Source organism: Lacibacter sp. H375, from assembly GCF_037892425.1.
GTDB lineage: Bacteria > Bacteroidota > Bacteroidia > Chitinophagales > Chitinophagaceae > Lacibacter.
Map to the genome: position 1 here is coordinate 4578043 of NZ_JBBKTT010000001.1, position 23058 is coordinate 4601100.

The window sequence follows — 23058 nt, forward strand, 5'->3', positions numbered from 1 at the left end:
CTGAAATTTTGATAAAAATAAACACTTCGTGGTAAAATACTTAAATTGGTTTTGATGCAATTGCTGAAACGCTTTGCCCGGCTTCTCCTGTTTACAGTACAGCTACTTGCTGATCTGCTGGTGCTGTATGGCTGCTTTGTGCTGATCGGATGTTTCTGGCCGAGAAATAAAGATGAGATCAAACACAGCAATGGTATTCCCCTCCTTATTCATGGCGATGGATTTCATACTGAATTGTATTTACCTGTTGAAGATTCCCTGCATATCATTAACTGGATGGATTGGTTTGATGATGATACGATGCGCAATAAACATTCAGATCGCAGGCTTATCAGCTTTGCATGGGCTGATGAGGACTGGATGACGGAAGTTGCGCAAGACAGATCACACCGCTTCTCTACCATTGCTGAAATTATTGCGAAGCCCGGCAACAGCAGTGTGATGCATATACAATGGCGTGATACGGTATGGCCGCTGAAACTACCGGTTACGGTGAAGCGCTTTTTGTCTGTTGAACAGTATTTGCAACTGATCAGCTATATCCAATCTGGATTTAGAATTGAAAACAGGAAACCAGTTATACAATCTTACCGGGGATTTTATGGTTACGATTATTTTTATCGATCAACATTCAACTATCATCTTTTTGCCACCTGTAATCAATGGACGAGCAATGCACTGAATGCATGCGGTATACGTACTGCCACTTTTGCTCCAATGGGTTGGAGCTTGTTCTATCAATTAAAAAAATAAGCTGCATGCACAAGTGCATACAGCTCTTCGTTCTTCATGGGTCGATTAATACTTATGTCTGAAGACATAAAATAAACCCACCTGGAACCCTCTGTTATATAAGTTTGTTCCGTCGTTTTCATTGATGCGGGTGATACCATGGTTATAACGACCATCAATACCAAGGCCCGATTCACCAACATAACTTGCACCAATTGTCCAGCCGAATTCTGCAGTTTTGAACGATTCTTTTACATCTGTTTTTGAATCGCCTTGTTTAACACTTGCTGTTGCCAACAGACCCAACTGTGGTCCTGTTTGAATTCTGAAGCCTTTATCAAACATGTACTGTAGTTGCAAAGGCACATTTACATAGTTAAGTCTCACTTTTGCATCATTGCTTGTTTGAGCGCCTTGTGCTGAGTACATGATCTCTGGTTGCAATGCCCATGATTTACTCAAGTGAATATGTGCAAGACCGCCTGCATTAAATCCAACTTTCGTTTCGTAATTAACATCAGGAGAACTTGCAAGATTTGTAATGTTTAACCCTCCTTTCAATCCGAAATGCACATCGCTCTTATGCTGTGCCTGTGCAAAGCCTGCTAATAATAATGCTCCTGAAATGAATAATAGTTTCATCTGATTATTTTTTTAAAGTGTTATTGCCAGATGTTATTCGCCGAAAAATATTTCATTCATGATTTTTATAAGAATGAACATTTTTTCAACTCATATCATTGTAAATGATTTTAATTAAACAATCCCGTGCACGGAGACAACCCATCACTTTAAAAAACCGTGCCAAAACAACTCCCCAACAAAAAGATTTAGCCTTAAGTAATTATTATCAAATGAATTAGGCTAAAAAAAATGAATGTTGATTTGGCTGGAATTACCACAGTAAAAGCATTTGAATTGGCGGTTTAATACATCCTTTATTCGCCAGATTTTGTTACTCAGTTTTACATAAGTAAAAAATACTAATCTCATAACCTTGCATGTAAATGCTTTGATTTCTTATAAACAGTTATTATTTTTAATTACCAATAGTTCTTACTTTATCGATTGCAGATTGATTTTTTCTGTGCCTTATAATTTTTAACCCAAAATTTAAAACAATGAAAAAATCAGTTCTCGCAGCATGTATGCTGCTTCTCTTTGCCAACATCACCAATTCACAAATCACGAAAGGAAACCTGCTTCTGGGTGGTTCAACTTCATTTTCTTCTGACAAATGGGGAGAATCAAAAAGTACATCATTCAGCTTTGCACCCAACATCGGTTACTTTTTTGTCAACAACTTTGCTGGAGGCCTTAGAATTCAAATCGATTCTTACAAAGAAGATGGCGAAGATGATGCCTATGTGATAACCAGTTTCGCACCATTTGTGAGGTATTATTTTATCCCGGCGTCAAAAGAACAAAAAGTAAATGTATTTGCTGATGCCGCATATGGCTTTGGATCAGAAGGAAGTGGCGACAACAAAAGCAATGTGAATGGATATTCATTCATGGCCGGCCCCGCCATTTTTCTAAACCCTCACACTGCACTTGAATTTACGCTCGGGTATTCTTCTATGAAATTTGAAGACGACCCTGACCGGTATAATACATTCAAAATAAACATTGGTTTCCAGATTCATTTAAACACAGGTAAAAAACAATAAAAAACAAAGAGGCCGGATTAAATCCGGCCTCTTTGTTTTTATTCTTCACCCAAAAACGGATAACGATAATCTGTTGGCGGGTTAAATGTTTCTTTAATTGTTCTTGCACTCAACCAACGATACAGATTTAAAATACTTCCTGCCTTATCATTGGTGCCACTTGCTCTTGCGCCACCAAATGGCTGCTGACCAACCACTGCACCTGTAGGTTTATCGTTGATATAAAAATTACCTGCACAATTACGAAGTTTTGCTGTAGCCAATTCAACTGCATCACGATCCTGTGAAATCACCGCTCCTGTTAATGCATAAGGTGAAGTTGTATCAACAAGTTCTAATGCTTTTTCAAAACTGTTTGCAGGGTATACGTACACCGTTAGCACCGGTCCGAAGATCTCTTCGCACATGGTCACGTATTTCGGATTTTTTGCTTCGATCACTGTTGGTTGTACAAAGTAACCTTCTTTTTTATCGCATTTACCCCCTACCCATATTTCTGCCTTCTCATCTTTCTTTGCATTGTCGATGTAGCGTTTGATATTATCAAAACTCTTTTCATCGATCACCGCATTAATAAAGTTGGAGAAGTTCTCTACTGTTCCCATTTTGAAACTCTTCACCCCGGCAATCAGTTTCTTCTTCACTTCTTCAGCAATGTTGCTAGGAATATAAGCTCTTGATGCGGCTGAACATTTTTGTCCCTGGTATTCAAATGCACCACGCAACAATGCTGTTACTACCACATCCGGATCTGCACTCTTATGTGCCAATACAAAATCCTTTCCACCAGTTTCACCAACAATACGTGGATAGCTGCGGTACATACCCATGTTCTTTCCAATGGTTTCCCACATGTTGTTGAACACACCTGTTGAACCCGTGAAATGTACACCTGCAAAATCTTTGTGATTGAAACATACTTTACCAACTGTTGGGCCATCAACATAAATTAAATTGATCACACCATCAGGCAATCCTGCTTCTTTCAACACACGCATGATCATTTGCGCACTGTACACTTCTGTGTTAGCAGGTTTCCACACAACAACGTTACCACACATGGCAGCACTTGTTGGCAGGTTACCTGCAATAGCCGTAAAGTTGAACGGTGTTACTGCCAACACGAAACCTTCAAGCGGACGATATTCCATACGGTTATGCATACCTGCACCACTGATGGGTTGCTGACGATAAATATCACTTAAGAAATGAACATTGAAACGGAGGAAGTCGATAATCTCACATGCACTGTCGATCTCTGCCTGGTACACATTCTTACTTTGTCCCAGCATGGTTGTGCCATTCATGTAGGGACGATACTTTGTGGCGATAAGATCAGCAGCACGGAGGAAAATATTTGCACGGCTTTCCCAACTCATGTTGGCCCAGCTTTCTTTCGCTGCTAATGCAGCATCAATTGCCTGCAGCACATGCTTCTCTTCACCTTCATGAAAATAACCGAGCACATGCTTGTGTTCATGCGGCGGACGCATGGCATGTTTTTTATTGGTACGTACTTCTTTGTTACCGATGTACATAGGCACATCGATCTCTGTACTTTTTAATTCAGCTAATACTTCTTTTAACCGTTTCTTTTCTGCTGAACCGGGAGCGTAGTTTAATACCGGTTCATTCACCGGTAAAGGATAGTTGAAATAACCGAGATTCATAATGTAGTTTTTTCCTTATTGCTTTTTACGATAGAAGAGTATGATTACTTACTGTTAAACGTAAGAACAGGTCTTCTTTTAATGGCCTGCAAGGTACAAACTATCGCTCATATGTTTTGTGCTCCCGTTTGCGCAAAAAAAGCCCCGCTTTTTGGGCGGGGCATTATAATAAACTTATCCGTTGTTACTTCGCTTCTGCTTCTTTCTCACTCATCAGGTAAGCTTTGATAAAGCCATCGAGTTCTCCATCCATCACAGGGCCAACATTGCCTACTTCATAATCAGTACGGTGATCTTTGATCATCTTGTAAGGATGGAATACATAGCTGCGTATCTGGCTGCCCCACTCGATCTTTTTCTTCTTTGCATTGGTGGCATCCTTCAACTCATTCCGTTTTTGCAATTCCATTTCATACAACCGGCTCTTCAACATCTGCATGGCCAGTTCACGGTTACCAAGCTGGCTTCTATCCTGCTGACAAACCACCACAATACCTGTTGGGATATGCGTTAACTGTACTTTCGTTTCTACTTTGTTTACGTTTTGTCCACCGGCACCACCACTTCGTGATGTTTCCATTTTTACATCAGCCGGATTGATCTCAATGGTAATTGTATCATCCACTAACGGGTAAACATACACGCTTACAAAAGAAGTATGTCGTCTTGCATTACTATCAAAAGGTGAAATACGCACCAAACGATGCACACCGCTTTCAGCTTTCAGAAAACCATATGCAAAAGGACCATCAAACTGGTAGGTACAGGTCTTAATACCGGCACCATCACCATCCTGCCAATCCATTTCGGTTACTTTCCAGCCTTGCTTCTCACCATACATGCGATACATACGTGCAAGCATTTCGGCCCAATCCTGGCTTTCCGTTCCACCGGCACCTGAGTTGATCTGTAAAACTGCTGGTAACTCGTCTTCAGGCTGATTGAGCGTACTCTTAAATTCAGCATCTTCAATTGCATTCACTGCTTTATCGTATGCTTCCTTTGTTTCTTCTTCTGTAGCATCACCTGCTTTCCAGAATTCAAACAGCACAGCAAAGTCTTCAACGGCAGAATTGGTATCCTCATAGAGTTTTACCCAATACTCGTTGTTCTTTGTCTCCTTTAAAATTTCGGTTGCCCGCTTATTATCGTCCCAGAAACCGGGACTTAGAGAGAGTTGCTTGTCTTCTGCGATTTTATATAGTCGGTTCTCGACGTCAAAGAAACCTCCTCAGGACAAGTATGCGTTCCCTTATATCGTTTAATTTTTCTAATGTCATAACGGGTGCAAATGTAAGGAGATTACTATTAACGACCGCATTAACAATAACCGAAACCAAAGCAATTGCAATCCCTTTAGCCATTTCGCTTATTCAACATTACAACTTCCTTGAAGGATTACTACTTTCCAACTGTAAGTATAAAATGAAAAATATATAAATAGAAACTTGCCCGGGTAAAAAAAACAATGTATTTTCTTTAAATCAACTGAGTTCGATTTTGCGCTATCAATGAAGAAATAAAAAATTAATGCTATGCTTAAAAAAACACTGACTATTAATGGAACCAAACTTTGCTACCTTGAAAAAAATGAAAGCAAATCAAGCGTTCTTTTCTTTATTCATGGCAATTCATCATCCTCTTATATATGGGATAAACAGCTTCAAAGCCCTTTGTTTAACAATCATCATATGATCGCTATTGACTTACCCGGTCATGGTGATTCCGATGTATATGCAGATTACAATCCAATTGATTTAGCAAAAATACTGGCAAAAGCAATCGGCGAATTGACAGCAACAAAACCGTATATCTTGATTGGATTTTCTTATGGAGCAAATCTGATAGCCGAAGTGCTAACCTACAGATTACAACCAGTTGGTATGGTCTTTTCTGGAGCCTGCATTGTGGGTGGTAATTTTGACCCTTTAAAGATACTTCTTGATATTCCTGCTAATATATACCTGCAGGAACAAGTAAGTTCTGAAACTGCCAGGCTTTTTTTTGATAAACATCTCGCAACATCAGAGCAAATTGATAAAGAGCAATATTTGACTGACTTTTTCAGAACCCAAACAGGTGTTCGACAATCAATAATTGAAAGTGCTGTTAACGGAAACTACACAGATGAATTTTTATCCTTAGCCTCGCAAAAAACTCAGTTACTGTTTTTGTTTGGCACCAAAGACAAATTGGTAGATATCAATTACCTTGATAATGCTGCTTTACCTTTTTGGCGTAAAACTGTTGTTAAAATTGAAGGCGCCGGTCACTTTATACAAACAGACATGCCGGAGTCATTTAATCAAATACTATCAGAATATGCTTCCGAACAGTTTAAAGCAACCCATTCTTCAACCCAAAATGAATGAGGCTGGTAACGTTATTTGTAAATGTTTTTTGAAGCATATTTTTCCGATGATTAATGACCGTATTTACGCTGATATGAAGTTCCGCTGCAATTTCTTTACTGCTTTGTCCGTTATGCAACATTTGTAATATTTCCATTTCTCTTTTACTTAATAGATTATTTTCTTTTTGGGGGTAATAGACCGCTTTATAAACAGGCTCTTTTGATAAAACAGAAAACCCCCTATTAATCCGTTCAATCGTATGAATCATGCTGGTTTCTTCTTTAAAATGTGTAATATCAATAATGAATCCAACAGATGCTAACGGCTTTCCTTCCGTAGGGTGCAAGAAATAAGTTCCCCTTTGCAGCACTGTAAGCCATTGTCCTGATTTTATTTTTACCCGGTAATTATAGGAACACGAAAAATTCAGGCGATCTGTATGCGGTTGTTTTTGCAGAAACCTGATGGTTTCAGGAAATATAAGCCGGTTAAAAATGCTGTAATCATCTGGATGAATTAACGAGTTGTAAAATGAATGTCCCGCATCTGCAATGTATTCTCTTGTGAAACCGAACAATAATTCACAAGAAGGATCGAGATATAAATATTTCCCCTGTGTATAGTCACCAGCATAAAAAATAGGTGCCTGAGCGTTCAGAGATGAAGCTTTAAAACCCATGTTTTGTAAAAGGAAATCAGAAGTAGGTTTTGGAAAACTGTCGAAGTTTTTGGCTACCTCAAAGAGTTCCTGGAATGAATTAGGTATAAGTGCTTTCATGTTTGATAAATTAAGAAAAATAGTCAAAAATGGCTATTGCAGCAAGCTGAAAATAGAGAGAATTTTGTTTTCAAACAACAATATGCAATTGCAGTAATAGCATAATCTCATTGTTTCATCAGACATACAAAAAATAATCATGAGTAAAAGATTCAACATCTTCTCATTGTGTACATGGTTAGTGGCCTGTTTTGTTATATGTGTATGGAATTATGACTTAAATAAAACAGCGATTGCAAAAACAATAATGCCTCCTCCAGGTGGTAAATTCGAGCATGAAGATAGTTTCCGTATCATGCGGGAAAAATATTGGGCCGCTTTGCATACAACAGCGCCAGGTACTAATTGGAAAGAAATTGAAAATAAAAACCGTGAACAGATTATAAAAAAACAAGACGAAAGGCGTTCCGAAGTATTCAGACCTTCACAGATACAGTCAGAAGTATTTGCCAATGGCAAAATAACGGGTACCTGGTACGAAAGAGGAAGTAATAATCTTTCCGGGAGATTTACTGAATTGGTTTATGATAAAGAAGAAGACATGTTATATGGTATTTCCGCCGGACGTGATTTTTGGAAGGGAAAACCGGATGGCAGTAACTGGCAGGTGTTAAATGAACGTGTACCGCTTCACGGTTATGGCGAAATACTTACACTTTTTAAAACAGCAACTGTTAAGCGGTTTCTGACTGTATCTCCAACAACAAATCGCCCTATTTACAGTAGCAACAATGGCAGCTCATGGTCTGGTTCGGCCTTTAACAGCGCCTGGTCGGGATATGTAGACAAATTGATTATGGTTGACAATTCCGCACAAACTATTTTCATGACTGCCGGTTACATCTTTGGCCCCCAGTATTTGTTTTATTCAAACGACGGTGGGATTAATTTCAACAAAGTAAACCTTACTGCAGATTTTATTGCAGGTCAAACTTATTTATCCATAGCAAAAGCTCCGGCAGTAAACGAAGTTTTTTTGTTTGATGCCAATAAAGCTTCATACAGTGTTAATGAAACAGGTGTGCTAACAAAACGAGGCAATATCACAGGGTTGCCAGCTTCAACAAACGTCACTACTACAACATTTACTACCAGGAACTACGAATTTCGTATTAGCCGAGATGCTACCAGTAATCTTGTATTCTATGCATTGATCGATAAGCGTAAGCTATATAAATCTGCAGATGGATTAACCTGGCAGGCGATTAGTAATTTACCAACCGAAAGCGGATGTTTTAAGGTGTTTAATGTGGCCCCACACAATCCTAATTGGCTTGTTTACGGAGAAGTGGATCAGTTTTACAGCATCAATGGCGGAGTTTCATGGGTTCGTTGTAATAGTTGGGGGGAGTATTATTCGAACCCAAATAAGTTCCATGCCGATATTATGACTTTTCAATATTTCCAGCATGCAAACGGCGAATGGTTTTGTATCAGCAGTAACGACGGAGGCGTTTACAGAAGCATAGATAATTTTGCTACAAATACGAACATTGCCTTATCAGGTTTAAACATCAGCCAGTACTACGATATTGGAACAGACCCAGTAGATCCAAAATATTTATGGGCTGGCTCTCAAGACCAGGGATATCAATATTCTTCAAATACTGCAACTACACAAACAATTCCTTTTACCCAAGTTGTTTCAGGCGACTATACAGAAATCGATTTTAGTCCGGATACAAAAGATGTTTTAACCCAGTATGTCGGCGGCAATCTTTATTATGTTCGTAATGCAAGGGGTGCGTATTCGGGAACATCCTTTTATCAAATACCCGGAGCAGATAAAGGAAATTATGCGTGGAGAATTCCTGTGTCGGCAATCAAAGAAAGTCCGGACAACGCATTTTGGGTCGGTGGCGGCAATATGAATAATGCTCCGGGTTCTTTTCTGATTAGGGTGGCGAGGAATGCATCGAATACAACCTTTACCTATACTCAGTTGAATTATGATTTTAAAGCAAATTCAAGAAATGGCAACTCTCCTCTTACGTCATGCGAAGTATCGTTCGTTGATACCAATTATCTTTTTGCTGCAACAGGCGACGGATCTTTTTTTTATAGTACTAACAGAGGTATGAATTGGAATAAAACCATTTCGTTTAATGGACCAACTCCTCCATTTTTATACCCATCCAGTATATTAGTTTCAAAACTGGATAAGAACAAAGTATGTTTTGCCGGGAGTGGTTATTCTAATCCTGCCTTTTGGAGATCAACAAATCACGGCCAATCATTTACATCTGCAATAACAGGCCTCCCTGCCACCACTATTTATGATTTAGCTTATAATGCTGATGAAACAATGATTTTTGCTGCTACAGAAGCCGGGCCATATGTATTTATAACAGAAGAAAATAAATGGCACTCATTGTTAGGAGCTTACTGTCCGCTTTCAGCAAATTATACCTGTGTTGAATTTGTTCCCGCACTTAATACCGTTCGATATGGTACTTACGGAAGAGGCATCTGGGATTTTAAAATTGAAAGCATCATTACTCCAGTAAGTAATCTTTCCTTATCACTAAGCCTCATTAAAGTTTATCCTAACCCCGCGGGACCAGTTTGTTATGTGAAGAACGATTTTAATCATGCGGTTCAATTATCCATCATTGGTATTAATGGTTCAGTTCTTAAAACAATTCCAGTACCTGCAAAGCAAAACAACATGCAGGTTAAGCTCAATGAATTTGCAAAAGGATATTACCTGTTCAGATTTAGTTATAAGAATAAGTTGCTGGCAACAGTTCCTGTTGAAAAGAATCATTAAGGCTAATACTTTTTCTTTATTGATTGTTCGAGTTTGATGTTTGAGTAAAAGAGTAAAATGTAAATAGCACAAAAACTAAATAGTCAGGTCGAAATTCATTGTAATCAATGCCAAAAAAACACGCAAAGAACAAGTAAAATCAAATACCGTATTTTTCCCGTTGCGAATGATATGGCAACTCGGTAGTTTTATTTATCCATCCCTCTGAAGAAATTCCCTACTCAAATAATGAAGCAAGAAAAAACATTGTCTATAGCGATGGTGGAAACGTATTGTCTAAACCAATCATAAATTTTAAACCAATTAAAACTAATGTTATGCGAAAGAACATCCTGCCAATCATCATTTTGACTGTTATACTGACGAGCTCATTTTTAGCTAATTCAGAAACAAACAAAACAGTTGAAAATACATCACATACCGATACGTTGAATTGGATTGGTTTATTGGAAACAGGAACTGAATGTGAAATTTACTATACACTTACTCAATGTGGGGAAGACAAAAAACTACTTTTAAAATATTATAACGAAATGCCATTAAATCAAAAAATACGGTTTAAAGTAACGGTTAAATATCTGGGATATGCAGTGACAGAAGAAAAAACAAAAAATGTAGCACCCAATCAAACTATATCAGCTGAATGCAGTTCCTCAGACTCCACTCTTTTTATTAAACTCTTACCGCCAAATTGGGACTTTAATAAGACGACTGTGACAGCTGAACTGATGGAAGCAACTAATTAACTATTACTAAATCTACTGTTATGAGACCCCTTTTCACAATCTTCTACATATTGCTATTACCATTTTATATTTCTGCACAATGTGTGGCCCCTGTTGTTACTAGTTTTTCACCAGTCTCTGCGTCCACCGGCATGACTGTCACAATAAATGGTAACAATTTCAATACTACCCCCGGTAATAATATTATTTATTTTGGAGCATCAAAAGCAACCGCAGTAACAGCAAGCGCAACTCAGCTGACTGTTGTAGTTCCTTTAGGGGCTACATTTAATTATATATCTGTTACTGATGCATTATGTAAATTAACAGGATACTCAACACAATTCTTCAATCCTATAAGTGTTTGTCCGGCCACATTCAGCCCATCGACTGTTGATACAAGGGTCGATTACAATTCACCCAGTCCTTCATATGGGCCATATGGTATCTGGTTTGGTGATTTTGACCTGGATGGTAAAACTGATGTCCTGTACCCAACAGGACTTCAAAACGCATTAGCTTTAGTTATTGCACGAAATCAAAGTGTTCCAGGTGTAGTTGATCTTTCTTCAGCAATAACCATTTCATCGGGGGCCGGCACACAAGAAGCAAGAAATTGTACTGTATCAGATATTGATGGTGATGGCAAACTGGATATTGTTTTTGCTGTAAATTCGACAAACCAAATTCGGATACTTCGAAACACGTCATCTGGACCAGGAAATTTTTCATTTGCAGCACCCATTAGTTTCAATGTAAATGCTTCACCTTATCAGGTGGCGGCAAATGATATTGACCAAGATGGCAAACCTGATATTGCCGTTGGCCATTTCAGCAGCACTTTAGCAGCAGTTTTTAGAAACACTTCTACCCCCGGGGTTATTTCCTTTGCCTCTAAACAAGATTTCAATATGGGAGGTGGATATTCGGTCGCCCTTTCGGATCTTGACGGAGATAATAAAATAGATCTTATAATGGGAGGAAGTGGATTAAGAGTTTGTCGTAATACTTCCACATCAGGTTTGATAAATTTTGCAGCAGTCGTAACATTTGCAGGTAATGGAGGATATAGAATTGCAGTTGGTGACTTAAATGCTGATGGAAAAAATGAAGTAGTTTTTGCAGATGCCAATGTTGGAATTTTTCGCAACACAAGTGTTATAGGAACTTTTGCTTTTGTTTATTCAAATATAAATACTGGTTCAATAGGCTATCATCGGGTTGCTATCAGTGATCTAAATGCTGATGGAAAACCAGATATAATGGCTTGCTATAGCGGTGGCTCCCAGGTGGCATGTTCATTAAATACAACAGCCGCAAGTGGCGGCGCAATTACATTTGGAGCGACACCTGTGCTACTTACAGGTACAGGATGTCAATATGCATTAGGTACAGCAGATATTGATGGAGACGGCAATAATGACGTATTAACAGGTGACTGGTGCTCGAGCAGACGTCTCAATGTATTTCGTAATAATGCTTTGGGTTCTATTCCAGTAACAAACTCCGTTTCCCCAACAAGCGGTTTGACATGTAACAGTTCAGTTACCATAACCTATACAGCTCCGTGTAATGGTGCCAATCCAGGCAATGTATTTACAGCACAACTAAGTGATGCTACAGGAAGTTTTGCAGTACCAATAAATATTGGATCAGTTGCTTCCATCACTTCGGGAACTATAACCGGAACAATTCCTTCTTGTATTGCTACCGGCAGTGGCTACCGTGTTCGTGTTGTTAGCTCCGACCCTTCCACAACAGGATCGGTCTTCAGTACACCTCTTAACATAGTTTGTCAAACCATTACTCCAGCCTCAATTTCAACATCGACAATTAACCCTACTACCTATTGTGGTGGAGCATCTGTAACTATTCCTTATACGGCTACAGGGTCATTCGGAGTTTGTGCCCCCAATACATTTACTGCACAATTAAGTGATGCAAGCGGAAGTTTCGCAAGCCCCGTTAATATTGGTTCACTAGTATCAAATACATCAGGATCAATTGCTGCTACTATACCTGCTAATACCCCAGCAGGAAATTCTTACCGCATAAGAGTGGTTAGCACCCAACCATTAATCGTAGGTGCAAACAATGGAGCTAATATCACAATCAATGGAGGAGACGCTTCAATTGATTGCCCTGATGATATTTTTGTAAGTGCAGATGCCGGATTATGTACAGCTGTTGTAAACTTTACAGCAACCGGTAATGGAACTATTACTTACTCACATCCACCGGGCAGCAGTTTCCCTCTTGGCCAAACTGTTGTTACAGCTACGGCCACTACAAGTTGCAATAGTGTGAGCTGTACCTTTACAATAACAGTTAATGGTGGCATTGATACAGATAACGACGGCACACCTGACGCATGTGATGCTGACGATGATAATGATGGAATATCAGATGCTATGGATTGTGCACCACTTAATCCATCACAGTTGCAGGCATTGTCAAATGTGAGCTATAACACTGCACCCGCAAGCGTCAGCTTTAACTCCCCTGCTGATTATACCTTTTCATCCGGGGGATCACTTGCCGGTAACACGGGAGGCCGTACCTGGTTTTTTAACAACATAAACGATGCTGCATATTCGGGTTTATGGTGGACATTAAATCCAATCGCAAATCCACGTCATTCAAGCCAAAATGCAACAGGTAGTATGGTTTTCAGCAGTTATAATTCTGCCACTGGCATTATCACATTTATTTCAACTGCCAATATGGTATGGATTGGCAACAGTGGTACTGAAAACATACAAACACGTTTACGTGTGCAATTACAACCGTACAGCGGCCTCCATAGTAATACTCCATTGAACAGTGGCTGGATTGATCCTGTAACAGCCGGTTTAATCAATTTGAATAGTCTTTCAGGCAGCTATCCGTTAATTGACATAAAATCCATTGCCGGGTTGAAGAAATTCCAGGCATGGTTTATTCTGGAAGAAGTGAGCAGCGGTTTGCCGTTGAATGTTTACTACAATACATTCCCACACACAAGTACTGTGGGAGGTAACATTGTTACTTCCATTGCCGGCAGTTTCTTTGGGTCAACAGCAGGTTCAGTTTGCAATGGTGGTAATGGCACTGTTTTAATTTCAGGCTCCGGTGGCACTGCACCCTACTCAGGAACAGGAAGCTTTGTAGTACCACCGGGAACCTACAACTATACAATTACTGATGCAGCAGGTTGCAGCAGTACAACAACGGTTAATGTTCTACCACAGGTAGATGATATCGATCCCGAGATTTCATGTCCTTCAAACATTGAAGTAAATACACTTTCAAATACCTGTACGGCAACAGTAACTTTTGCAGCTACTGCTACTGATAATTGTTCTGCTTCAATTAAATATTATCTAAATTATAATACACCTGATCAGGTTGAAATTACCACGCCCCGGGCTTTTCCTGCAGGATTACACAGTGTTGCAGCAGTAGCAACAGACCCTTCCGGAAACAGTGTTAATTGTTCTTTCACCATCAAAGTAAATGATGTTACGGAACCAACTTTCACCTGCCCTGTTGCACAAAATGTAAGTCTCAATGCAACCTGTCAGTTAGTTGTTCCTGATTTGGTTACCAATTTAATTGGTAGTGATAATTGTGGTACTGTTACGTTTACACAAAGCCCGGTTGCAGGAACTGCCTTGTCTTCGTCACACAATCAAACGCATAACGTGGTGATTACTGCTGATGATGGTAATGGAAATACGACACAGTGCACTGTAGTGGTAACAGGCAAAGATGTTACATCACCAACATTCACCTGCCCGGTTGCACAAAATATCAATCTCAATACAACCTGTCAGTTGGTTGTTCCGGATTTGATTACTGGTTTAACAGGCAATGACAATTGCGGAACAGTAACGTTTACACAAAGCCCTCTTGCAGGAACAGCATTATCATCATCACACAATCAAAATCATAATGTGGTGATTACTGCTGATGATGGTAATGGCAATACAACACAATGCACTGTTGTGGTAACAGGCAAAGATGTTACAGATCCAACCTTCACATGCCCTGCTCCCCAAAACATAAATCTTAATGCAACCTGTCAGTTGGTTGTTCCGGATTTGGTTACCGATTTAACAGGTAATGATAATTGCGGCACAGTAACGTTTACCCAAAGTCCTGTTGCTGGTTCAGCTTTATCATCATCACACAATCAAAATCATAATGTAGTGATTACTGCTGATGATGGTAATGGTAATACAACACAATGTACAGTCGCACTTACAGGTAAAGATGTTACACAGCCAACTTTTACTTCCTGCCCGTCTGATATTACTGTTACTAATGCTGCGGGTCTATGCAGCCAGGTTGTAAATTTTAGTATTACGGCAACTGATAATTGCTCCGGATCTGGTAGTGCAAGTGTAACAACTATTACAGGAGATATAACCAACAGCGATTTTAATAACGCAACATCAAGTTTGTTCAGCCCCGCTGTAACTGCCAGTAAGCTTACATTTACAACCAGTGGATATGCTCATTCGCACGGAGGCGCATTGAGTATTTATGTTGATATTCATAATGTAAGTACAAATACATGGATACAGGTTTTTGAAAAGCCATTAGCAAGTGGTGCACAGTTTTCTTTCTCTGGTTTTGAGATAAGTTTCCCAACTCAGCTGGTTGACCGTGTGCGTTTAAGATCCAGCATTGGGCAAAACCAAACCTTCCATGGATGGAATGCAGTAACACTTACATTAAGCGGTACAGGAGTTTCCATTGTGTCCAGTCATCCTTCAGGATTTAATTTCCCTGTAGGAACAACGACAGTAACCAATACAGCAACAGATGCAGCAGGTAACACATCAACCTGCACATTCAATGTAATTGTTGAAGATAAAGAAGCACCTGCTGTAACAGCTCCATCAACTGTTGATCTTGAATGCAGCGGAGATCTTCCTGCAGCAGCAACAACAATAACAGAGTTCCTTGCATTAACCGGTGCAACAGCAACAGATAATTGTACAGGGCAAGCCAACCTGTTGGTAAGTTCTGCTGATGGAGCATTAGTTGCCAATAATTGTAGCGGTAGCATCACAAGAACATACACAATTACCGATGCGGCAGGTAATACCAAAACCGTTGATCATGTGTTTACAGTTACGGATAACACAATTCCTGTAATCACTACCTGCCCCGGCAACGGCACTACCTTCATCAAAAACACTAATAATGGTTTATGTACCTATAAGATTTCGGGTACTGAGTTCGATGCTGGAGGTAGTGATAATTGTTCTGGCGTAACAATGAGCTATAGTATTATCAATGAACACAGCAGCACAACCGTAACAGGAACAGGATCACTTGCGGGAGTTGAATTAAGCTTTGGCTTAAATACCATTACATGGATAGCTACGGATGCATGTGGCAACCCATCTGCAAGTTGTGTTGTAAATGTTGATGTTGATAAAATAACAACTACTACTACTTTAACTGTAACTCCATCCAGTCAGCAGTACAGCGATAAGGTTACACTTACAGCAACCGTTACCCCCTACAATTGTGCTGGTGCAGGAGATATTGGTGGCACAGTTACATTTAAGATCGGTACGTTTGTACTCGGTACAGCAAATGTGGTGAATGGTACAGCTACTTTAACAACTGCATTACTGGAAGATCAGTTGTATGATGCTAATCTGAACGACCCGTTAAATGCAACAAACGGCCCGTTGAAACCAGGCGCTAAAGTTGTAACGGCGCATTTTAGCGGAACCGATCCTGATTATATTGTTACAAACCCAACCGCACCATTATCTGTAACCTGTGAAGATGCTGATATCACTTACAACGGGCAAACCTACTTTACAGTAAGTCCAAACACGAATAGTGGTACAGTAGTATTATCCAATTATGTTGTGGACAGAAATGATGCTCCAACCGGCGCAAGAGGTGATATACGAAATGCAACAGCAACATTCTGGAATAACTCAATCAATGGTTCAGTTTTAGGTACTGCAAACATTCCTGTGGGGCTTGTAAATCCTGATAATAAACAGGAAGGTTTTGTAACCACCAGTTTTAATGATGTATTATCAAATACGGATATTACCAATGGAGGCAAAGTGTATGAAGTGTGGTCGGGGCTTAATAATTACTATTGTGGTAATAGCGACACCTATACTCCTGTAACATTAGGATTGCCCGGACAGGATTTTGTTACGGGCGGCGGTTACATTGTATTCGGTAATAACTCAGCAGGAACCTATGCCGGAACAATTGGCAAACGAATGAACTTCGGATTTGTGATGCGTTGGAATTCCAGTGGCAAAAATCTCCAGGGTCGTGTTAATGTGGTGTACAGAAAAATGGTTAATGGTGTACAACGGATTTACCAGATCAAGAGCAATGCGATCAACTCACTGGTGGTTGAAAATGTAAATGATGCCGGAAGCTCTGCAACCGGAACAAACATCAAATTCAGGAGAGCAACGATCGGCACCAAAGCAAATCTCAAAGATATTACTGACCCTTTAAATCCAATTGATCTGGGAGGTAATTACAGTCTTACATTGATTGGATGGGAATCGACAACTGTAACAACAGGTGCATTGGACCGCATCAGTGTTCAACTTTCAGGTTCCGGAAGTATTGGATTATTATTCTCAAGCAATTGGTCATCGGGAAAAACAGTACATCAAACGCTAAATGGTGGTAAAATACAGGTTCGGAATCCGGCAAGCCCTGCTCCCGGTCAGAGAATCGCTCCCGAAGTTACAGCAAATGTAATCCTACGACCATTTGCAGTGAAGGCCCTTCCAAATCCATCAACCAGTCACTTTAATTTGCTTGTAGAAGGAAATAACAAAGAAGAGGTTTACATTAAGGTTTACAACGGTAATGGCGCCCTCATTGAACACACAAAAGGAATGGCTAACCAAAATTACATACTTGGTAGCAGTTGGATCAGTGGTATTTATATTGTACAGATTCAACAGGGGAAAGATCTGAAATCAGTTAAGCTGGTAAAACTTTAATCACTCCCATAATCCAAACTAAAAGGCCATCTTTTAAAAGATGGCTTTTTAGTTCCTGTTAGTTTACTGAGGAACAGGTTTTTGTTGATTGAAACCCAAAAGTTGTAATTTGCCTCCGTTGATTTCACAAGATACCATACAACAGATCTTAAGCCGCATTGATATTGTGGAAATAGTGGGCGGTTTCGTGAAACTAAAGAAGCGTGGCGCCAATTATCTCGGCCTCTGCCCCTTTCATAATGAGAAGAGCCCTTCGTTTACGGTTTCTCCCGCCAAAGAACTATATAAATGCTTTGGTTGCGGCAAGAGTGGTAATGCCGTGAGCTTTTTAATGGAGCATGAGAAGTACAGTTATGTTGATGCATTAAAATTTCTTGCAGCTAAGTACAACGTAACGGTTGAAGAAACTTATTCCTCTCCTGAAGTAAAAGAACAACGCCAAACAGCAGACAGCCTTTACATCATCAACTCTTTTGCGCAACAGTTTTTCAGTAAGCAGTTGTTTGATACAGAAGAAGGACAAGCTGTTGCATTGAGTTATTTGAAAGAACGTGGTTTCAGGGAAGATATCATTCAGAAATTTCAACTCGGTTATTCTCCACGCCAACGTGATGCATTTACAAGCGAAGCATTGAAACAACAATACAATGCAGAGCTGCTCACCAAAACAGGTATTGTTGCCGAACGCAATGGTGAGTTGATGGATAATTACCGTGAGCGGATCATTTTTCCTGTTCACAACAACACCGGAAAGATCATTGGCTTTGGTGCACGTATCATTGGTAAAAAAGAAAATGCGCCGAAGTACATTAACACCCCGGAGAATGAAGTTTATATCAAGAGTAAAATACTTTACGGTACTTATTTTGCACGGCAGTCGATTGATAAGAACGATGAATGTTTATTGGTTGAAGGTTATACTGATGTGATCTCGCTTCACCAGGCAGGTATTGAAAATGTTGTGGCAAGTGGTGGTACTTCATTAACGCCTGATCAATTACGATTGATCAAAAAATACAGTAACAATCTTACGATCTTATATGATGGAGATGCTGCCGGTGTAAAAGCAGCCATGCGTGGTTTGGATCTTGCATTGGAAGAAGGATTGAACGTTCATCTTGTATTGATCCCCGATAAAGAAGATCCTGACAGTTATGTCAATAAAGTTGGTGCTTCAGGTTTTATTGACTTCATCAAACAGAATAAAAAAGATGTTATTCTCTTTCAGCTGGAAGTGATGCTGAAAGATGCAGGAAATGATACAACAAAGAAAGCAGCAGCCGTAAATACCATTGCAGAAAGTATCAGCAGGATTAATAAGGTTGAAGATTTTACCCGTCAGCAGGATTATATTCATAAAAGTGCAGAGCTATTACGTATCGATGAAGCAGGTTTGCATTCATTGGTAAATAAGTTCATTCGTGAACGGATGACAAAGCTGGAAGCGAAAAACATCCGTGATGAAGAGCAGCTTCCTGACTTTCCATCAACTGATAATTATGAAGATCCAACACTTCAACTGTTCAATACCGATGAAGTGCATGAACGTGCATTGGTGCGTTGCCTGCTTGAGTTTGGTTTATTGCCGTGGGATGAAGAAACAACTTTGGCAGCGCATACATTGGCTGAAATTGATGAATGGGGTATGGTAGAACATCCCGATTTGCTGAACCTGGTTGAATTGTACCGGCAGTTATACAATGCCGGTAGTGAACCAACCATGAAAGGTTTTCTGTTTCATGAAGATCAAACGGTGAGTAAGCATGTGGTGTCGTTGGCTGATTTTACAGAAGAGTTAAGTCCAAACTGGATTCGCATTTATGAAAAACCATTTCCTACGAAAGATGAGTTGTACCTGCAAGAAATGCAATCGATCCTCACTTACTTAAAGTTGCGTAAGATCAAAAAGATGATGGATGAAAACCAGCGTGACATGGAACGGGAGCATACTTCTGATGAATTAGTAACACTCATTAAAACACATCAGCATCTGAAACAACTTGAAATGGAACTCACCAAAGTAATGGGTACAGTGATCTTCCGTTAATCCCATTCTTTCTTTCGCAGCAGCCAACATAAAAAATACGAGCTGATAAATCCTAAAGCTGCACCTGCCAATACATCTTCGGCAAAATGCGCACCTACATAAATACGGGAATAGCCAACAAGCACTGCTACTGCAAAAAAGAAAAGTTGTACAACTTTATTTCGTGAAGCAAAAGCGAGTAAACTGAAAGTTGCAAAAGCAGTTGTTGTATGGCCGCTTGGGAAACTATTATTTCCTTTCAGCAATTTATCATCTACACGATGGATACGTTCGGGTTGTTTGAAATAGGCACCGGGTCTCGGTCTTTGTTCAATACGTTTAATTGTTTGTGCCAGTAACCCACTTATTAAGAAAGACAATACAAGAAGCAATCCCAATTTTCGCTTACCAACAAGAAATAAAATAACAGCAAGCGCAACCATAAAAATACCATCGCCTATGTAAGTGAAGTATTTCAACATAACATCAGCCACATCTGTATGGCGGTTGTTGAGCGTCAAAAAAATCTGTTCTTTATTCCAATAGAATAAAGCAGCCCCGCCAACAATCAGCAGCAAGAGTGTTGCATATGTAAAAAGATTGCGTACGGGATGATTGTATTTCCAGTTCATACCTATTACAAAACTAAGACTGATTCATCAACAGATCACTGTAAGAATGCGTTAAAAGATCATCCTCTCCTATTTCAAATTGCTGCAAATAAAAATAGCATTGTTCTTTTATTCTCTCAAGACCAAGACTGCCGTCCTTATCAATGGCTTCAATTTCTACAAAACTGCCAAGCCCTTCCACTTCATCAATATGAAATTTCACATTGTCGATAAAATAGATCTCACGTTTCTTCTTCACTACTACTTTTACGCCGTGAGCTTTTGTTAATATCTGTTTCAGGAGATCAGCATTGTTATCAAGCGGTAATAATTTCACCTCGCTCAATTTAGGTCCGGCCTTGTTTTCACGATTGTAGTAAATGAGTGCGTTTTCTATAGGCCCTTGCCTCATTTTCAATCGTCCATTGGCTGTATTAAAATAAGTGTCTGATTGATTATCCACACCTATAAACCTTGCATTTTGCTGTTGCAGGTAATTACGAATTGAAGTAGCGTTGGAGCAGCGTGCTTTTATTTCGATATTCTGATGACTCATGTAAACTAAAAAGCCGCCTTTGCAGACGGCTAGTGTAATTAGTTGGTGAACCGGATTTAAGCTTCAGCTGGAGTTAACCTTGAAGTTCTGTTTGTTCTGGTTGGTTTTGGAGCTAACGCAATTGCGTGTTCAAAACGCATTGCTGTCCAAACATGATCCAACACTACTTCTTCTGAAGTTTCAAATCCGCACTGGCAAACAAACTGCCAGCTTCCGTCACGGTTTAAATCGCTCACAATTTTAGAAGCAGATTTAGGATAAGCTACCCAAAATTTGGCATTAGGAGCCAACGCAGGTAACACTTCCTTTAAGATTCCGTTTAATTGATTCTGATTTACCGCAAAGATCAGGGCGAAATCGATCTTCTTACTACGCAGCAACGGAGTAACATTCTTGGCGAATGATAACTTAACAAATTGCTTTTCGATTGAAGAGGGTAACCCCTGGATTAATAAGTTCTTTTCTTCGTTCAATTGGAGTTTTTCCAAGAGAGAAATAGACATGCCAATGTAAATTTTGATGAGAACTAAAGTGGAGGGCAAAGGTAAACCTTTTTTACCATTTCTAAGGGTCGTTAGCTAAAATTTTTAAAAGGAGGGCATTTAAAAAGCCTGACTATAAGGTCAGGCTTTTTAAATCAATAACTTATAAATCAATTATTTACCTATTGGTTTGTAATAAGGCATGGCTTCTTTTACATATTGCTGCATTTTAGTAATACGTGTTTCATCTGAAGGGTGAGTACTTAAGATCTCAGGCGGTTTCTGTCCACCACCTGCCCTTGCCATACGTTGCCAGAAAGGAATTGCCTCTTGTGGGTTGTAACCGGCCATGGCTGCAAAACGCAATCCAAACTGATCAGCTTCCAACTCCTGTTTACGTGAGAATGGCAATGTACCCCCTACAGTTGAACCAATACCATATGCCGTCATAAAAAGGTTTTGCGTTTCAGCCGGCTTGTTTGCAACTGCAACCTGTAACGCAACACCGCCCAACTGTTGTACCAAGCCCTGGCTCATACGCTCATTACCATGCAAAGCAATAGCATGCGCAATTTCGTGACCCATTACCACGGCCAAAGCCGCCTCATTTTGTGTAACAGGCAACAACCCTGTATACGCTACCACTTTACCACCGGGCATACACCATGCGTTTACTTCCTTATTGTCGATGAGGTTAAACTCCCATTTATAGCCATCCAGAATGTCTGCTTTGCCCTGATCTTGTAAATACCTTGTAATTGCTGATGCTATACGTGTACCAACACGACGCACCATTTCGGCATCTTTGTTTACACTTACCGGCACTACCTTACTTTGAGCTAGAAATTGTTGGTACTGCTGGGTTGCCATTGCCTGCAGATCACTCTCAGGTAATAACTTTAGTTGATTACGACCTGTGATCTGGTTTTTGGCACAACCAACCATCAGGGCCGCTACTACGATAAATGAGCTTAATATCTTTTTCATCTTGTGCTTATTTTTCTTATTGATTTCAATTTACGTACCAAGTTTAAAACTGATAGTTTGCAAAGAACGTTAAGATTATTTCTTCTTACGCAACCCTTTGAATTTGTTTTCAGTCCCGGCAATTAACCGTTTAATATTCGAACGATGCATTACAATTACAAGAAACGCTGCAATCACTGAAAACCAACGCATATATATATTCGTTTCTTTTACTGCAAACCACACGCAGGCTGCAAACACTAAAACGGCAATGATAGAGCCAAGTGAAATATACTTTGTTAAAAACACAACCAATACAAATGCACCAATGCTAATAAGTGCCGTCCAAGGCTGTATTGCTAATACCACGCCAAACAAAGTTGCAACCCCCTTACCACCCCTGAAGCCTGCAAATACGGGGAATATATGCCCCGCTACTGCAACCAGGCCGAATATCAATTTCCAGAATGTGTGTTCACTACTTAACCAATCAGACGGGTTAACAGCATGTGCAAGTTGCACAGCTGCTATACCTTTTCCCATATCGATCGCCAATACAATAATACCCCAAACAGAACCAAGCACACGAAATGTATTAGATGCACCCATGTTCCTACTGCCATGTTCACGGATGTCGATATTAAAAAAAAGTTTACCGATCCAGTAAGCAGTAGGAATTGATCCGATGAGATAAGCTGATATGATGAGCACGAATAAATTCAT

Annotated in this window: 16 protein-coding genes; 7 read left to right on the top strand and 9 right to left on the bottom strand. The window is 39.8% G+C overall.

What is annotated here, in order from left to right:
* Positions 1-54 precede the first annotated feature (54 nt).
* On the top strand, positions 55-753 hold the full coding sequence (locus WG954_RS19645; RefSeq protein ID WP_340438646.1) for a DUF2459 domain-containing protein: 699 nt from the start codon (positions 55-57) through the stop codon (positions 751-753).
* Positions 754-798: 45 nt separating this feature from the next.
* Here WG954_RS19645 and WG954_RS19650 read toward each other — a convergent pair whose 3' ends face one another.
* Positions 799-1374 carry a porin family protein gene (locus WG954_RS19650; protein ID WP_340438647.1) on the bottom strand — a complete coding sequence of 192 codons (576 nt, stop codon included), beginning with the start codon at positions 1372-1374 and terminating at the stop codon, positions 799-801.
* Positions 1375-1853: 479 nt separating this feature from the next.
* Here WG954_RS19650 and WG954_RS19655 point away from each other — a divergent pair, with 479 nt between their 5' ends.
* The gene (locus WG954_RS19655) at positions 1854-2402 is read left to right on the top strand and encodes an outer membrane beta-barrel protein (protein WP_340438649.1); all 549 of its coding nucleotides are present in this window, start codon (positions 1854-1856) and stop codon (positions 2400-2402) included.
* Positions 2403-2440: 38 nt separating this feature from the next.
* On the opposite strand, the gene pruA is transcribed toward WG954_RS19655, so the two are convergent.
* Together pruA and prfB are read right to left on the bottom strand one after the other, a co-directional pair.
* Positions 2441-4072, bottom strand: coding sequence for an L-glutamate gamma-semialdehyde dehydrogenase (gene pruA, locus WG954_RS19660; protein WP_340438651.1), 1632 nt, complete (start codon positions 4070-4072; stop codon positions 2441-2443).
* 184 nt (positions 4073-4256) lie between these two features.
* A protein-coding gene (gene prfB, locus WG954_RS19665; RefSeq protein WP_414672832.1) for a peptide chain release factor 2 occupies positions 4257-5352 on the bottom strand; the annotation gives its coding sequence in 2 pieces (ribosomal slippage) (positions 4257-5303 and positions 5305-5352; 1095 coding nt in all).
* Positions 5353-5607: 255 nt separating this feature from the next.
* Here prfB and WG954_RS19670 point away from each other — a divergent pair.
* Positions 5608-6444 (top strand): alpha/beta fold hydrolase, encoded by an 837-nt coding sequence (locus tag WG954_RS19670; RefSeq protein WP_340438654.1) that lies wholly within the window; start codon positions 5608-5610, stop codon positions 6442-6444.
* On the opposite strand, the gene WG954_RS19675 is transcribed toward WG954_RS19670, so the two are convergent.
* Positions 6410-7204, bottom strand: a complete 795-nt coding sequence (locus WG954_RS19675) for a LuxR C-terminal-related transcriptional regulator (protein WP_340438655.1) — start codon at positions 7202-7204, stop codon at positions 6410-6412. The two genes, WG954_RS19670 and WG954_RS19675, sit on opposite strands and share 35 nt — an antisense overlap.
* A gap of 139 nt (positions 7205-7343) precedes the next feature.
* On the opposite strand from WG954_RS19675, the gene WG954_RS19680 reads away from it, so the two are divergent.
* The 4 genes from WG954_RS19680 (at position 7344) to dnaG (ending at position 19741) form a co-directional block, all read left to right on the top strand.
* Complete coding sequence (locus tag WG954_RS19680) at positions 7344-9974, top strand: sialidase family protein (RefSeq protein WP_340438656.1); 2631 nt, start codon at positions 7344-7346, stop codon at positions 9972-9974.
* Between the two features lie 317 nt (positions 9975-10291).
* A complete protein-coding gene (locus WG954_RS19685) occupies positions 10292-10720 on the top strand; it encodes a hypothetical protein (RefSeq protein WP_340438658.1) in 429 nt (142 codons plus the stop codon).
* A gap of 20 nt (positions 10721-10740) precedes the next feature.
* The gene (locus WG954_RS19690) at positions 10741-17694 is read left to right on the top strand and encodes an FG-GAP-like repeat-containing protein (RefSeq protein ID WP_340438660.1); all 6954 of its coding nucleotides are present in this window, start codon (positions 10741-10743) and stop codon (positions 17692-17694) included.
* A gap of 109 nt (positions 17695-17803) precedes the next feature.
* Positions 17804-19741: a DNA primase gene (dnaG, locus tag WG954_RS19695; RefSeq protein WP_340438662.1), complete on the top strand. Its 1938-nt coding sequence runs from the start codon at positions 17804-17806 to the stop codon at positions 19739-19741.
* Here the strand turns inward: dnaG and WG954_RS19700 are convergent.
* The 5 genes from WG954_RS19700 to plsY all read right to left on the bottom strand — a co-directional run bounded on the left by WG954_RS19700 (position 19738) and on the right by plsY (position 23058).
* Positions 19738-20352 (bottom strand): phosphatase PAP2 family protein, encoded by a 615-nt coding sequence (locus WG954_RS19700; protein ID WP_340438664.1) that lies wholly within the window; start codon positions 20350-20352, stop codon positions 19738-19740. The two genes, dnaG and WG954_RS19700, sit on opposite strands and share 4 nt — an antisense overlap.
* Positions 20353-20365: 13 nt before the next feature.
* Positions 20366-20887, bottom strand: coding sequence for a class IV adenylate cyclase (cyaB, locus tag WG954_RS19705; RefSeq protein ID WP_340438665.1), 522 nt, complete (start codon positions 20885-20887; stop codon positions 20366-20368).
* Between the two features lie 56 nt (positions 20888-20943).
* Positions 20944-21390 (bottom strand): hypothetical protein, encoded by a 447-nt coding sequence (locus tag WG954_RS19710; RefSeq protein WP_182801480.1) that lies wholly within the window; start codon positions 21388-21390, stop codon positions 20944-20946.
* 153 nt (positions 21391-21543) lie between these two features.
* The gene (locus WG954_RS19715; protein WP_340438667.1) at positions 21544-22356 is read right to left on the bottom strand and encodes a M48 family metallopeptidase; all 813 of its coding nucleotides are present in this window, start codon (positions 22354-22356) and stop codon (positions 21544-21546) included.
* 75 nt (positions 22357-22431) lie between these two features.
* Positions 22432-23058: a glycerol-3-phosphate 1-O-acyltransferase PlsY gene (gene plsY / locus WG954_RS19720; protein ID WP_340438669.1), complete on the bottom strand. Its 627-nt coding sequence runs from the start codon at positions 23056-23058 to the stop codon at positions 22432-22434.

Bases quoted from the DNA above. Each gene is read 5' to 3' on its own strand.
- WG954_RS19675 (WP_340438655.1), bottom strand. From the start codon at position 7,204: ATGAAAGCACTTATACCTAATTCATTCCAGGAACTCTTTGAGGTAGCC.
- WG954_RS19715 (WP_340438667.1), bottom strand. From the start codon at position 22,356: ATGAAAAAGATATTAAGCTCATTTATCGTAGTAGCGGCCCTGATGGTT.
- cyaB (WP_340438665.1), bottom strand. From the start codon at position 20,887: ATGAGTCATCAGAATATCGAAATAAAAGCACGCTGCTCCAACGCTACT.
- WG954_RS19680 (WP_340438656.1), top strand. From the start codon at position 7,344: ATGAGTAAAAGATTCAACATCTTCTCATTGTGTACATGGTTAGTGGCC.
- WG954_RS19650 (WP_340438647.1), bottom strand. From the start codon at position 1,374: ATGAAACTATTATTCATTTCAGGAGCATTATTATTAGCAGGCTTTGCA.
- WG954_RS19710 (WP_182801480.1), bottom strand. From the start codon at position 21,390: ATGTCTATTTCTCTCTTGGAAAAACTCCAATTGAACGAAGAAAAGAAC.
- pruA (WP_340438651.1), bottom strand. From the start codon at position 4,072: ATGAATCTCGGTTATTTCAACTATCCTTTACCGGTGAATGAACCGGTA.
- WG954_RS19700 (WP_340438664.1), bottom strand. From the start codon at position 20,352: ATGAACTGGAAATACAATCATCCCGTACGCAATCTTTTTACATATGCA.
- WG954_RS19685 (WP_340438658.1), top strand. From the start codon at position 10,292: ATGCGAAAGAACATCCTGCCAATCATCATTTTGACTGTTATACTGACG.
- WG954_RS19690 (WP_340438660.1), top strand. From the start codon at position 10,741: ATGAGACCCCTTTTCACAATCTTCTACATATTGCTATTACCATTTTAT.
- WG954_RS19670 (WP_340438654.1), top strand. From the start codon at position 5,608: ATGCTTAAAAAAACACTGACTATTAATGGAACCAAACTTTGCTACCTT.
- WG954_RS19655 (WP_340438649.1), top strand. From the start codon at position 1,854: ATGAAAAAATCAGTTCTCGCAGCATGTATGCTGCTTCTCTTTGCCAAC.
- WG954_RS19645 (WP_340438646.1), top strand. From the start codon at position 55: ATGCAATTGCTGAAACGCTTTGCCCGGCTTCTCCTGTTTACAGTACAG.
- plsY (WP_340438669.1), bottom strand. From the start codon at position 23,058: ATGAATTTATTCGTGCTCATCATATCAGCTTATCTCATCGGATCAATT.